This window comes from Collinsella aerofaciens (assembly GCF_040926405.1).
Lineage (GTDB): Bacteria > Actinomycetota > Coriobacteriia > Coriobacteriales > Coriobacteriaceae > Collinsella.
Genome location: NZ_JBCOIG010000033.1, coordinates 1 through 13,435, shown reverse-complemented (window position 1 = coordinate 13,435; position 13,435 = coordinate 1). Strand labels below are relative to the sequence as shown.

13 protein-coding genes are annotated in these 13,435 nt (G+C 61.2%); 12 read left to right on the top strand and 1 reads right to left on the bottom strand.

The genetic code is table 11. The annotated features are described in order from the left end of the window. Positions 1-3,329, top strand: a 3,329-nt coding sequence (locus AB5758_RS08845; RefSeq protein WP_368155503.1) for a Spy0128 family protein, incomplete at its 5' end; no start/stop codon positions are given. A gap of 81 nt (positions 3,330-3,410) precedes the next feature. Here the strand turns inward: AB5758_RS08845 and AB5758_RS08840 are convergent. After that, positions 3,411-3,569, bottom strand: a complete 159-nt coding sequence (locus tag AB5758_RS08840; RefSeq protein WP_161145359.1) for a hypothetical protein — start codon at positions 3,567-3,569, stop codon at positions 3,411-3,413. Between the two features lie 507 nt (positions 3,570-4,076). Here AB5758_RS08840 and prfA point away from each other — a divergent pair. The 11 genes from prfA (at position 4,077) to atpF (ending at position 13,368) form a co-directional block, all read left to right on the top strand. Beyond that, the gene (prfA, locus tag AB5758_RS08835) at positions 4,077-5,144 is read left to right on the top strand and encodes a peptide chain release factor 1 (RefSeq protein WP_055252487.1); all 1,068 of its coding nucleotides are present in this window, start codon (positions 4,077-4,079) and stop codon (positions 5,142-5,144) included. A 632-nt stretch (positions 5,145-5,776) separates the two neighbouring features. After that, positions 5,777-7,051 carry a N5-glutamine methyltransferase family protein gene (locus AB5758_RS08830; protein ID WP_161115375.1) on the top strand — a complete coding sequence of 425 codons (1,275 nt, stop codon included), beginning with the start codon at positions 5,777-5,779 and terminating at the stop codon, positions 7,049-7,051. Between the two features lie 75 nt (positions 7,052-7,126). Then, positions 7,127-7,522, top strand: coding sequence for a type II toxin-antitoxin system RelE/ParE family toxin (locus AB5758_RS08825; RefSeq protein WP_156600864.1), 396 nt, complete (start codon positions 7,127-7,129; stop codon positions 7,520-7,522). After that, entirely contained in the window at positions 7,509-7,811 is a 303-nt protein-coding gene (locus AB5758_RS08820; protein ID WP_006235701.1) for a helix-turn-helix domain-containing protein, read from the top strand. Before AB5758_RS08825 ends, AB5758_RS08820 begins: the two co-directional genes overlap by 14 nt. Positions 7,812-7,959: 148 nt before the next feature. Then, positions 7,960-8,703 carry an L-threonylcarbamoyladenylate synthase gene (locus tag AB5758_RS08815; RefSeq protein ID WP_161145476.1) on the top strand — a complete coding sequence of 248 codons (744 nt, stop codon included), beginning with the start codon at positions 7,960-7,962 and terminating at the stop codon, positions 8,701-8,703. Between the two features lie 13 nt (positions 8,704-8,716). Next, positions 8,717-10,258: a glycerol kinase GlpK gene (glpK, locus tag AB5758_RS08810; protein WP_052044221.1), complete on the top strand. Its 1,542-nt coding sequence runs from the start codon at positions 8,717-8,719 to the stop codon at positions 10,256-10,258. Positions 10,259-10,381: 123 nt separating this feature from the next. Next, positions 10,382-11,029: a uracil phosphoribosyltransferase gene (upp, locus tag AB5758_RS08805; RefSeq protein ID WP_040359658.1), complete on the top strand. Its 648-nt coding sequence runs from the start codon at positions 10,382-10,384 to the stop codon at positions 11,027-11,029. 283 nt (positions 11,030-11,312) lie between these two features. Next, positions 11,313-11,624, top strand: a complete 312-nt coding sequence (locus AB5758_RS08800; protein ID WP_055286330.1) for a hypothetical protein — start codon at positions 11,313-11,315, stop codon at positions 11,622-11,624. Between the two features lie 3 nt (positions 11,625-11,627). After that, entirely contained in the window at positions 11,628-12,431 is an 804-nt protein-coding gene (atpB, locus tag AB5758_RS08795; protein WP_022094263.1) for a F0F1 ATP synthase subunit A, read from the top strand. 124 nt (positions 12,432-12,555) lie between these two features. Then, positions 12,556-12,750: an ATP synthase subunit C-like protein gene (locus AB5758_RS08790; protein WP_022094262.1), complete on the top strand. Its 195-nt coding sequence runs from the start codon at positions 12,556-12,558 to the stop codon at positions 12,748-12,750. Between the two features lie 15 nt (positions 12,751-12,765). After that, entirely contained in the window at positions 12,766-13,368 is a 603-nt protein-coding gene (gene atpF, locus AB5758_RS08785) for a F0F1 ATP synthase subunit B (protein ID WP_006235712.1), read from the top strand. The last annotated feature ends 67 nt before the right edge of the window (positions 13,369-13,435 follow it).

Below are 13,435 nucleotides of genomic sequence, written 5' to 3'. Positions count from 1 at the left end.
CGGTGAAGTTCACGCGCAAGTTCACGCTCTCCAACCTGGGCGGCGCTGCGAGCAAGGACTTCACCTACACCATCGCGGAGAAGCCGGGCACGGAGCCGGGCATGGTCTACGACACCCATGCGCTCATCTACAAGGTGACGGTCGCGGACGATGGCACCGGCTCGCTGACGGCCACACCGCAGGTAACGAGTGGAGACAAGACCTTCACGAACACGTACCACCCGAAGGAGACCTCGGTAACGCTCAAGGCGACGAAGCGCTTCACGGGTGGCGAGCTCGCAGGGGGCGACTTCACGTTCCAGCTGCTCGACAAGGATGGCAACGTGATCCAGACCGTCCAGAATGACAAGGACGGCAAGGTCGCCTTCCAGGCAATCAGCTACGACACGCCGGGCGATCACGACTACACCATCAAGGAGGTTGCCGGCAACGACCCGACCGTCGTGTACGACACGAAGGACGTGAAGGTCCACATCAAGGTCTCCGATGAGAAGGGCGAGCTAAAGGCGACCGCCACCTACGACGGCGAGGCCGACGTTCCGACCTTCACCAACTCGAAGCCGACGACGGACGTTGCCGTCGAGGCGACGAAGATCCTCACGGGCAAGGACCTGACGGCCGACGCGTTCACCTTCGGCCTGTACGACCAGGCCGGCAACGAGGTCGCCAAGGGCACCAACGACCGGGGCGGCAAGGTCGAGCTGGCCGTCAAGAACCTGAACCTGGGCGAGTACGACTACACGCTCAAGGAGGAGAAAGCCGGCCAGACCGTCGACGGCGTGGCCTACGACGCCAAGGAAGTCAAGGTCCACGTCAAGGTAGAGCAGAACCAGGGCGACAACAACAAGACGAAGGTGACCGTCACCTATGACGGTGCCGCTACGGCTCCCACCTTCAACAACACCTACGACGCAAAGGGTTCCGTAATCCTGACGGCGACCAAGACCATCAAGGTTGCGGACGGCTTCGACCACACGACGAAGCCCGCGGACGGCGAGTTCACCTTCGACCTGAAGGACGCTGCCGGCAACGTGCTCGACACCGCGAAGAACGATGCAAACGGCAAGGTCAGCTTCACGCGCGAGTTCCAGCTCTCCGACTTGGACGGCGCCGCGAGCAAGGACTTCACCTACACCATCGTGGAGCAGCCGGGCGCGGAGCCGGGCATGGTCTATGACAGCCATCCCCTCACCTATACGGTGACGGTCACGGACGGCGGGAACGGAGCACTGAATGCGAAGGCGATCGTGACGAGCGCATCCGGCTCGGATACCTTCACCAACACCTACCAGCCGGCCGCGACCGGCCTGGCCCTCGGTGCGCAGAAGAGCTATGTGAAGAAGGACGACAACACGCCGATCGTCCCCAAGTGCGGCGAGTTCACCTTCGATGTGTACGAGGGCAACCTGACGGCTGAGCAGCTTGCCGGGGCCAAGCCCGTCCGGACCGCGACCAACGGCGCGGACGGAAGTGTTAACTTCGACGCCTTCTCCTACGCGAAGCCGGGCACGCACGAGTACACCATCGTGGAGCGGAAGGGTGATCTGGCCTACGTGACCTACGACGCCGCGGTGCACCATGCCGTGGTGACGGTTGCGGACAATGCCGGCACGCTGCAGGCGAGCGTCGCCTACGACGGCACGAATGTCACGAAGCCCAGCTTCACCAACACCTACGAGGCACAGGCGACGGACTCCGGCGCGATCGCCCTCACCAAGAGCGTTGACGTGCACGACGGCAGCTATCAGCTAAAGGCGGGAGACTTCGCCTTCGAGCTGGTGGGGTCTGACGGCTCGGTGATCCAGACCCAGAAGAACGATGCGCACGGCAAGGTTGCCTTCGACAAGCTGACCTTCGACCATGCGGGCACCTTTATCTACACGGTCCGCGAGGTGCAGCCGACGGACGACGCGCCGGGCGTGCCGGGCGTGACCTACACCGGCAAGACGTACACCCTGACCTATGTGGTGGCAGACAACAACGACGGCAAGCTGGTGGTGGAGAGCTCCACGGCGAAGCCGAGCGAGGGCACCGAGAACGGCGTAACCCCCAACACCATGACGTTTGCGAACAGCTACCAGCCGCGCGCGATCTCCTACCAGATTTCCGGCACCAAGGTGCTTAAGAACGCCGACCCGGCCACCACGCGGACGCCCGCCAATGGCGAGTTCACGTTCGCGCTGATTGACGTGGCCACCGGGCAGGAGATTGACCGGACCACGAACGTGGGTAGCGCGTTTACCTTCAAGGCCATCTCGTACACTGCGACTGGTTCGCATGCGTACCAGGTGAAGGAGGTTGCGGGCCAAGATGGCACCATCACTTACAGCGATGCGGTGTTGGATGTGACGGTGAGCGTGACCGACGACGGCAGCGGCCAGCTGACCGCGACGGCGAACAAGACGGCTGCAGATCTGACCTTCACCAACGCCTACACGCCGACGGCAACGACGGCGACGATTACCGGAACGAAGGCTCTGACCGGCCGCGACCTGGCCAAGGGTGAGTTCTCCTTCGACCTGAAGGACGCCGACGGTAACGTGGTGCAGACGGTGCAGAACGGCGCCGACGGTACGTTCGGCTTCGCGCCGCTGCAGCTGGACAAGGTGGGGACGTACGTCTACACCGTGTCCGAGCGGGCAGGGGCGACGGCGAACGGCGTCACCTACGACACGACGGTCTTTACCGCGACGGTGACGGTGACGGAGGATGCGGAGACGCACGCGCTGGAGGCGCAGGTTGCCTACAGCACGGGCGGCAAGGCTGCGGATGCGGTGACGTTCAGCAACAGCTACGCGCCGGCCGCGACTGAGGTGAAGCTGGGGGCTTCCAAGGTGCTGAGCGGCGAGGACCTGAAGGAAGGGCAGTTCTCCTTCCAGCTGAAGGATGCCGACGGCAAGGTGCTGCAGACCGCAAAGAACGCGGCGGACGGCACGGTGGGCTTCGAGGCGATCTCGTACGACAAGCCCGGAACGTACGCCTACAGCATCTCCGAGGTGGACGACGGTCAGAAGAACGTGACGTACGACGCGGCCGAGCACCGGGTAACGGTGACGGTGACGGACGACGGTGCGGGCCATCTGGTGGCGACGGTAACCTATGACGGCGCCGTGGCGCCGGTGTTCAAGAACACGTACACGCCGCCGACCACCCCGCCGACGGAGCCGCCCACCAATCCGCCGAGCAAGTCACCGGTGCCGAAGGAGGAGAAGCCGGGTCTGCCGTATACGGGCGATACCAGCTTGTCGCCGATGGCCCTGGGTGGCATCGCGGGCGGCGCGGTGGTGCTGATCGCCGCAGGCGTTATCCTGCGGCGCCGGAACCGGTAGCTACGGCGGCCGAGAAGGGCTTTGATTGAGGGCGGGTGGTCGCAGGGCACGGCCGCTCGCCCTTTTTGGTGAAAGGCTATGTTAACCCACCGTTTGCACGTCCGGCTCCAGATGGAACTCGTACTCCGGCTCCATCATCTTCTTCCGGATCTTTTCGTAGCGCCCGTCGTCGAGCTGCTCGCGCATGAGCGACGTCCTGTCCCCGACGCGTGCGGCCTCGCGCAGCCATCTGAACCACATCAGGCAGCTGTGGAGCCTGCGGGTCGATACGCCCTTGAACCTCTCGAGGAAGTGGCCGAGCGAACCCTGCGCTTCAGCATCCTCTGGACCGTGTCCCGCTCGTACCCGGTGAGCCTGCCGTGGGTCCTTGGGACCGCCCTCGCGGCGCCCTTCCCGCCCTTTCCGGACATGGCGTCCTCCGATCTCCCGGGGCCGGCCGATCCGGCCCTCAGGGTATCGGATTCCCAAATTTATCCGTATATGTGCGGATGAATGCGGGAGGCGTTCGGATGAAGTTGTATTCAAGGAAAGAGACTGACCCTTTGTCGCATTCCGTGCGGGTTATATGCAGGTATGCCTGCGCACGCTATCATGTATGGGTTAGACCGCAACTATGTACCTCATACGCGAAGGGATGCGCATGTATCTGAAGATCGACATGTTCTAGCTGGGCTTACCCCCGCAGCGGCGCCCCGCGCCCCATCAATTCTGCCGATTTTCGCCTTCACGCATATAAAGGAGTCCGTCATGCGCGACAAGCTCGAAAAGATCATCAAGGCCTACGAGGAGCTCGAGAAGAAGCTTTCCGACCCGGCCGTCGCCTCCGATATCAAGGAGTTCACGCGTCTCAACAAGGAGTACGCGCACCAGTCCGACCTCATTGCCGCCTCGCGCGAGTACATCGGCGCGCTCGATGACATCGAGGCTGCCAAGGAAATGCTGCACGATACCACCGATGCCGATGAGAAGGAGATGCTCCAGATGGACATCTCCGAAAACGAGGCCAAGCTTCCCCAGCTCGAGGAAGACATCAAGTACATGCTCATCCCGAGCGACCCCAACGACGACAAGAACACCATCGTCGAGATCCGCTCCGCCGCCGGTGGCGACGAGGCGGCCATCTTCGCCGGCGACTTGTACAAGATGTACCAGCGCTTTTGCGAGTCGCGCGGCTGGAAGACTACCGTGCTCGATTCCAGCCCCAGCGAGGCCGGTGGCTTTAAGTCCATCGAGTTCAAGGTCGAGGGCGACCGCGTCTACTCCGTCATGAAGTTCGAGTCCGGCGTGCACCGCGTCCAGCGCGTTCCCAAGACTGAGTCCCAGGGCCGCATTCAGACCTCCACGGCTACCGTCGCCGTACTTCCCGAGGCCGAGGAGATCGACGTCCAGATCAACCAGTCCGACCTGCGCATCGACACCTACTGCGCCTCCGGCCCTGGCGGTCAGTGCGTTAACACCACCTACTCCGCCGTGCGCATCACCCACCTGCCCACCAACACCGTGGTGCAGTCGCAGGAGCAGCGTTCCCAGATCCAGAACCGCGAGGTCTGCATGCAGATGCTGCGCGCCCGTCTGTACGAGATGGAACTCGAGAAGCAGCAGGCCGAGCTCGGTGCCGAGCGCCAGAGCCAGATCGGCCACGGCAACCGTTCCGAGAAGATCCGTACCTACAACCAGCCCCAGGACCGCGTGACCGATCACCGCATCGGTTTCAACTCCACCTACAACGGCGTCCTTCTGGGCGATCAGCTCGGCACCGTCATCGAGGCGCTCGCCGCCGCCGAGCGAGCCGAGAAGCTGGCACAGGCTGTGTAGGTTCCGCCGTTCTACCGAACGGCGGACCAGCCGACGCTGCGCGGGCCGCATTTGGACAATCTGACGTTCAACTTCAAGGGCGCGACCAGAAGGTCAGCGCCCTTTCGTTTCACGTCACCTTGTCTCAAATGCGACCCGCTCGCTGTCCGTCCTCTACATGCGGCGTTGCCTTGCTCCGGATGCGGTATGCTCAACCTGCGGCGCCTTAGAGGTAGTCATTGGGGACGTTCTTAAATGACTAGGTTGGGTAAATTACTTTTCGAGTTTATTTAATCTGTTTTGTTAGAAATTAAGCTGCCTACCTGCTCAAAGTAATTAATAGCATTCATCTGCTATTGAAAATATTGCTCAAAAAATCGTCCAAGAAGTCGCAGTGCATTTTTTGATGAGTCGCGCGTCAAGTGATTTGGTATGTTCTTGGTTAGATATTGGTCAGTTTTTGGGCAACCTTGCCAAAAGCTTGACGAATGCAAATCTGGACGTCGGCGAATGAACACTTTGAGCGAGCTCGGTGCAAAATTCTGGGCTGATTCTCGATAATCGCTTCCAATCGTCCCTTGCCGCGTGCCACCCTCGCGTACAATCTGCTCCGACATTCGCGCGCCGCCCGGCGCTTAAGAGGGGAGGACCCCATGGCAAACGAGATCTGGACCATCAAGCGTTGTCTCGAGTGGACCAAGGAGTACCTGGCCGAGCGCGGTGAGGAGCATCCCCGTCTTTCTGCCGAGTGGCTGCTGTGCGCGGCCACGGGCCTGGCGCGTATCGACTTGTATATGCGCATGGACGAGACGCTCGACGCATCGCAGCTCGAGACCATGCACGCGGCGGTCGTCCGTCGCGCGAAGGGCGAGCCGCTGCAGTACATCACCGGCAGCACGCAGTTTCGCATGATCGACGTCGCGTGCGCCCCCGGTGTGCTCATTCCGCGCCCCGAGACCGAGATGCTCGTCGAGGAAGTCCTCAATTATCTGGATGCCGAGGTGCTGAGCCCCGAGGCTGCTGCCCGTCAGCGTGTTGAGCTGCCTTGGAACGATGAGGTCGAGCAGGCCCGCAAAGCCGAGGCGGCGCTGGCTGACGAACGCGCGGCCGCCGAGCGCCGTGCCGCCAACCTGACGGCCGCCGATGAGGCTGCGCTGGGTAGCGACGTGCTCGGTAGCCGCGCCTATGCCGAGGAACTGGCCGACCGCGAGGCCGAGGAAGCCGCCGCGCAGGCAGCAGAAGCCGAAGCGGCAGAAGCAGAGGCCATGGAAACCCCCGAGCCCGAGCTCGACGAATACGGCATCGCCATTGAGGACAACGACCAACAGGCGACTCCCGCGCAAGATGCCGCCGAGGCTAACGTATCTGCCCCAACCGAGCCCTGCACTGCCCGCGTTCTCGAGGTCGGCTGCGGCACGGGCTGCATTTCGCTCTCCCTTGCCTGGGAGCGCCGCGGCCACGTTACCTGCACCGCCACCGATATCGAGCCGCGCGCCATCGATCTGGCCACCAAAAACCGCGACGCCCTCGGCCTCACGGCAGATGAGGTTGCCTTTAGCCTCACCAACCTGGTGAGTTCCATTCCCCGCGAAGAGTGGGGCACCTTTGATGTGCTCGTCTCCAACCCGCCTTACATCCCGACCGACGTCATGCGCTCGCTGCCGCACGAGGTCAAGGACTTTGAGCCCGACCTGGCGCTCGAGGGCGGCGCCGACGGCCTCGATATTTTCCGCCGCCTGCTCAATGCGGCGCCTTACATGCTGCGCGCCGGCGGCCTGTTTGCCTGCGAGCTCTACGAGGGTGCCCTCGATGCCGCGGCCGAGCTCTGTCGCCAGGCAGGCCTTTCGGACGTGCGTATCGTCCATGACCTCACCGATCGCCCCCGCATCGTCCGAGCCATCGTCACCGAGCCCAAACAGCGTATTTAAGCTGAATTAATAGACATTTGCGCAAGTTTGTCCTTGCAATATACCGTAAAACTTCTACTATAGAAGGAGAAAGGTATGTCAAATCAGCTGCATCGGTACCGTATCGTGCTTGATTACATTGAACCTTGGCTTGATGAGCAGGATGAAGCTACGCTGAAGCAGATTTATGCAGACCTTTTGGTGCTCGAGAAGGAAGGTCCCAGCCTTGGTCGTCCGCTGGTTGACCGCGTAAAGGGCTCGAAGCTTCATCATTTAAAGGAGCTGAGAGTGACGTCGTGTGGTGGGCAGGTGATTCGCATCCTCTTCGCCTTTGACCCCAAGCGCCAGGCGGTATTGCTATTGGCGGGTGATAAGTCGCGAGCGGGATCGTCAAGGGCAAAATGGAACGGCTGGTATGCGATCAACATTCCAAAGGCCGAGCAAATATACCGTCGCCACGTAAGGAGGCTCGATCGAGATGGAACTGCATGAGTATATGGAATCTCGCGGGATAACACGCGACTCCATTACCGCCGAGCAGGAGAGGACTCGCGATCGTATCGAAGCCTATAAGCTTGCTCAGATTCGCAGGCTAAAAGATCTAACACAGGCGTCGGTCGCCCAATCGATGGGCGTTTCTCAAAAACGCGTATCCGAGCTCGAGCGTGGGGAATTGGGTTCGATGAGGCTTGACACGCTGAGCAGGTACGCAGAGAGCCTCGGCGGAAAACTGGTTGCAAGCATCGAGTTTCCCGATCGTACCGTTACGCTTGCGCGCTAAAAATCTTCAATTAACCCCCTCACTTTCACCGACTACAAGAGCCGCTCACCAAACCAACATGCGCTCTGGGCAAATAGGTTGAACGTTTCGTGCGAGAATGCCCCTCAGTAAACAAACTTGCACCAGAGCGTAAGGGGCTGGCATACACATGCAGACAGTCTATCGGGTATTCGAGGGAGCGCGTGAGCCGCATCGGCTTGCCGTCGAGCGCGCGGCCGAGGTGCTCGGCCGCGGCGGCCTGGCCTTGATTCCGACCGAGACCGTCTACGGTGTCGCCGTGGCAGTCAACGCCTTCTCGGGCGCCGTGCCCCAAGATACAAGCGAATTCCCATCGTGGCCGCGCGATCCGCAGGCTGCCGTCAATGGCGCCGCAGTTCCTGCGCTCGGCACCGGCTATCGCCGTATCTTCACTCTCAAGCAACGTGAGCTCACGCAAACCGTCGCTTGGCTGGTCGATGGCGTCGAAGCACTCGACCGCTATGGCGTGGATATCCCGGAAGATGCCCGCGTACTCGCGCGACGATGCTGGCCGGGAGCCCTGACTATCGTGGTCAAGGCAGCCCCCTGCGTGCCGACCTTTATGCGCGCTGCCGACGACACCGTGGCCCTGCGCGCTTCGGCCTCTCCCGTGGTCCAAGCGCTCATCCGCGCCTGCGGCAGTCCCCTTGCCTGCACGAGCGCCAACACGCACGGCGCGCCTTCGCCGGCAAGCTTTGCCGCCGTCGAGGGCCGCATCCTGGAGGGGGTCGATGTTGCCGTCGACGCCGGTGAGACCCCGTGTCGCTACGCCTCGACCATCGTGTCGTTCCAGCACGGCGGGCTCCAGATCCTGCGCCAAGGCGCACTTCCCGCATCAGAGATCGAGCGGGTCCTGTCCGACCCGATGCAATAGAAGGGTGTAAGCGATGTCGTTGAATCTGGGCAGCCTGGGCATGGAAGATGCCTCGTTTAACTTTGGCGGTTCCTACATCATGGCGCTCGACTGCGGCACTACCTCGGTACTCGCGGCCATTGTCGACGAATACGGCTGCATCGTTGCCCAGGCGCGTCGTAGCGTCAAAACCAGCTTCCCGCGCCCCGGCTGGGTGGAGCAGGATCCCACGGAGGTGCTTGCCAGCCAGATCGGCGTGATGATGGAGGTTCAGTTTAAGAGCGGCATCCATTCCGATCGCATCGCCGCCATCGGCATCTCCAACCAGCGCGAGACCACGGTGGTCTGGGACCGCGTGAGCGGCCAGCCCATCTATAACGCCATCGTATGGCAGTGCCGTCGTACCGCGCCGGCGATCGACGCGTTGGTTGAACAGGGTTGCGAGGAGCTGGTGCGCTCCCGCACGGGACTTACGCTTGACCCGTATTTCTCGGCCTCCAAGGTGCAGTGGATTCTCGACAACGTCGACGGCGCACGCGAGAGCGCGGCGGCGGGCGACCTCATGTTTGGCACCATCGACACTTGGCTCATCTACAACCTCACCGGCGGCCAGGTCTTTGCCACCGACTACACCAATGCCAGCCGCACGGCACTCTTTAATATCCATACGCTCGATTGGGACGACGACCTGCTGGCGCTCTTTGACGTTCCACGTTCCATGATGCCCGAGGTTCGCTGGAGCTCGGGCGACTACGGCCGCGTCGCGAGCGACATCATGACCAACATGCCGCCCATCATGGGCGTGGCGGGCGACCAGCAGGCATCGCTGTTCGGCCACTGCTGCTTCTATCCCGGCCAGACCAAAAACACCTATGGCACGGGCTGCTTTATGCTCATGAACACCGGTGACGAGATCGTCGAATCCAAGAATGGCCTGGTCTCCACCATCGGTATCGCTGCGGACGGCAAAGTCAGCTATGCGCTCGAGGGCTCTATTTTTGCCGCCGGTTCAACGATGAACTGGCTTCGCAACAACATGGGCATCATCTCGAGTGTGAGCGAGTCGGCACAACTCGCCGCTTCGATTAGCGACAACGAGGGCTGCTACTTCGTTCCCGCCTTTGCAGGTTTGGGTGCTCCCTGGTGGGACCCGCATGCCCGCGGTATCGTGTGCGGTCTGACCGGCGCCTCGAGCCGTGCGACCATCGTACGTGCCGCCTGCGAATCCATGGCATATCAGAGCTACGACGTGCTGCGCGCCATGGAGCAGGACGTGGGGCTTTCGATTGAGCGCCTGTCTGTCGATGGCGGTGCCTCGCGCAACGAGTTCATCATGCAATTCCAGGCCGACCTGCTGGATATCCCCGTGCTGCAATGCGAGACGGTGGAGACCACGGCAATCGGTGCCGCGTACTTGGCGGGTCTTGCCGTCGGCTATTGGGAAGACCTTGAAGAGCTGGAGCAAAATGCCCAGATCGTTAGGACCTTCCTTCCCCATATGTCCGCCGAGCGTCGCGAGCAAAACCTTGCGGGCTGGCGTGATGCAGTCAAGCGCTCGCTCAGTACCGCACAGTAGGGCTGCGATGGGCTGCTCGATACAACAAACCGCTAAACTTATGCATGGCGTGCGGCGGCAACATTGCTGCGCGCCTTGTCAGCAAGGCCGTTTTGCGGCTGCAACGAAAGGGGCAATCAACCCATGACCGTCACCTACGATGCGTCCCGTGTGACGCTTGTCGATCATCCGCTCGTCCAGCACAAGCTGTCGATCCTGCGCGACAAAAACACCGGCACCAACCAGTTCCGCCAGCTCGTGCGCGAACTCGCGCTTTTTGACGGCTACGAGGCCATGCGCGACCTGCCTATGGAAGACGTCGAGGTCGAGACCCCCATCACTACCGCCACGTTCAAACAGCTCGCCGGCAAGAAACTCGCCATCGTGCCCATCCTGCGTGCGGGCCTTGGCATGGTCGACGGCATTCTCGACCTGGTGCCCTCCGCTCGCGTAGGCCACATCGGTATGGAACGCGACGAGGTTACCCATGAGCCGCATGAGTATTACTGCAAGATGCCCAAGGATATCGACCAGCGCATCTGCCTGGTCGTCGACCCCATGCTCGCCACGGGCGGTTCGGCCGAGATGGCCATCAGCTACCTGCGCGAGCGCGGTGTCAAGGACATCCGCATGCTGTGCATCGTCGCTGCCCCCGAGGGCCTCAAGTCGCTGACCGAGAAGGACCCAGATGTGCATATCTATACCTGCGCTATCGACGACCATCTCAACGAGGCTGCCTACATCGTTCCCGGCCTGGGCGACGCCGGCGATCGCATCTACGGCACGCTTTAGTCGCTGGGCTAAGACGGCCGCGGCTGCAAATTGGAAGAAATGGTGCGCGCGGGCAAGTAGAAGACGCCTGTGCGCACCTTTAGTTAATGGACGTTTTGCCCTGCAGGGTTCGAGAAAAACGTATTACCGTACCTGCGGCATAAAGAAGGTCTTAAGAAAACGAACAGGTGCGTATTAACCGATGCTTTTTCGGTTGTACTTTAGCGATTGGCTCGTACAATAGTCACCAATGTTTGGCGGGAACTGTTCTGTGAGGCGTTAAAAAAGGAAAGTGAGGACGCCAATGTTTCAGATAGCCGATCTGCTCGCTATCGTTGCAGGCGCCATCGCGGGCGCGGTCGCCTTTCTTCCCTTTGTCTTTACGCTCAAGCCGGTTCTTGACGATAAGCAGAATGCGGACATGCTCAAGGGTATGGTGAGTCTGGCGGTCTCGGCGATCGCCCTGCTCGTCTTTACCTTGGTTGTGTTTGTGTTGTTCGGAGAGGCATTTCGCATGTTCCTCCTGGGCGAGGCGATCGGCTTTGTGGCCTTTATGGCCGCCTGCACAGTTCGTGTCGCCAAGGCGCTGCGAGATCCTCATGAGGTCGAAAGGTAAGTCGTGGAAATTTTTGAAAAGCTGCCTGATGAGATTAATCATCTGGTCAGCGAGTTCAGCTCCACCCCTGTCGTGGGCGATCTGAGCTGCGGCATCACGCAGTACTCGTTTTGGCTGATCGTCTCCACGATCGTGCTCCTGATCGTCCTGGCCGTGTTCAAGAAGAAGCAGACCCTGGTTCCCAAGGGCTTCTTCGTCAACGGTTTCGAGTACATCATCGAGTACGTCGAGAACGATATCGGCAAGGGCGTCGTGGGTGAGAACTGGAAGAAGCACTTCCCGTTCCTGTGCTCGCTTTTCCTGTTCATCCTGATCAATAACATGATCGGCCTGATCCCGGGAATGAAGCCCGGCACCGGCGCAATCGGCTCCACCGCCGCGCTCGCCATCTTCGCCTTCGTGTACTTCATCTACTACGGATGCAAGGCTCACGGCGTGATTGGCTACATCAAGAGCCTCGCCCCGCAGGGCGTGAGCTTCCCGATGAACGTGCTCGTGTGGGTCGTCGAGCTCTTCTCGACCTTCCTGCGCCTCATCACGCTCGCCGTCCGTCTGTTCTGCAACATGTTCGCAGGACACGTGGTCATGGGCTCGTTCGCCATCATGGCGAGCATGTTCATGCAGCCGCTGCTTCAGCAGGTTTCCGCGGCCCACGCCGTCGGCGCCCTGCCTTCGCTGGCCTGGCTTGCCATCCTCATCCTGATCTATGCGATCGAGCTTGTGGTCGGCGCCATCCAGGCTTACGTCTTCACGGTCCTTACCGCCGTGTATGTCTCCGAGGCAGAGGAGGTCGCGGAGGAGGAGTAGTCTTCCGTTCGCGCCTTAAAGGTAAGGCAATTCGTTAAACCGCCGGTGCCCGTACCCATGGAGCCCGGCAGTTATAAAAAGGTTATCCTGCGTGAAATAAGACACGCACGACAAAGGAGGAATCGTGGGAGTTATCGGTTACGGTCTCGGTGTTATCGGCGCTGGTCTTGCTATCGGCCTGTCTGCTCTGGGTGCTACGGGTGCTATGGCCCGTCAGCCTGAGGTCCAGGGCCGCGTGTTCACCGTCTTCATCATGGGCTCCGCTTTCGGCGAGGCTCTGGCTCTGATCGGCTTCGTTGTCGCGCTGATCGTTAAATAGCACGGAGCGTCAAGTATGAATCTTTCATCCCAGAAGAGCGCGATCGCACTCTCCGCGTCCGCGGCCGCGCTGCTTATGCCGGTTTCCGCGTTCGCCGAGGACGGCGCTGCCGGTGCGGACATCCTCATCCCTAAGATGGCGGAGTTCATCCCGGCGCTTATCGCCTTCCTGATCATCTGGATCGTGCTGGCAAAGGTCGCCCTGCCGGGCATCATGAAAACCATGGAGGAGCGCGGCAAGAAGATCGAGGAGAGCCTCGACGAGGCCGAGAAGACCAAGCAGGAGGCTATCGCCAAGCGCGCTGAGTCCGACTCGATCGTCACCGACGCCCGTCGTCAGGCTGCCGACATCGTTCTCGAGGCCCGTAAGGACGCCGAGTCCGAGCGCGCCCGTATCATCGAGGCTGCTCACAAGGAGGCCGAGGAGATCATCGCCAAGGCCCATACGACCGTCGAGGACGAGCGCAAGTCCATTTACGCCGGTGCCGCGAGCTCCATCGCCGACCTGTCCGTTGCCGTCGCCACCAAGATCGTGGGCGAGGCACTCGAGGACGATGCCGAGCAGAAGAAGCTCATCGAGCGCTACATCCAGGAAGCAGGTAGCCTGAATGCCGACTAGCCGCTATCAGGACAAGGTGCTCGAGACCTACGCGCGCTCCCTTCTGGAAGCCGCTAAGGCCGAGAAC

Coding starts and splice junctions, on each gene's coding strand:
- AB5758_RS08800 (WP_055286330.1), top strand. CDS start 11,313: ATGTTTCAGATAGCCGATCTGCTCGCTATCGTTGCAGGCGCCATCGCG.
- AB5758_RS08830 (WP_161115375.1), top strand. CDS start 5,777: ATGGCAAACGAGATCTGGACCATCAAGCGTTGTCTCGAGTGGACCAAG.
- AB5758_RS08840 (WP_161145359.1), bottom strand. CDS start 3,569: ATGTGGTTCAGATGGCTGCGCGAGGCCGCACGCGTCGGGGACAGGACG.
- upp (WP_040359658.1), top strand. CDS start 10,382: ATGACCGTCACCTACGATGCGTCCCGTGTGACGCTTGTCGATCATCCG.
- glpK (WP_052044221.1), top strand. CDS start 8,717: ATGTCGTTGAATCTGGGCAGCCTGGGCATGGAAGATGCCTCGTTTAAC.
- AB5758_RS08820 (WP_006235701.1), top strand. CDS start 7,509: ATGGAACTGCATGAGTATATGGAATCTCGCGGGATAACACGCGACTCC.
- AB5758_RS08815 (WP_161145476.1), top strand. CDS start 7,960: ATGCAGACAGTCTATCGGGTATTCGAGGGAGCGCGTGAGCCGCATCGG.
- AB5758_RS08825 (WP_156600864.1), top strand. CDS start 7,127: ATGTCAAATCAGCTGCATCGGTACCGTATCGTGCTTGATTACATTGAA.
- prfA (WP_055252487.1), top strand. CDS start 4,077: ATGCGCGACAAGCTCGAAAAGATCATCAAGGCCTACGAGGAGCTCGAG.
- atpF (WP_006235712.1), top strand. CDS start 12,766: ATGAATCTTTCATCCCAGAAGAGCGCGATCGCACTCTCCGCGTCCGCG.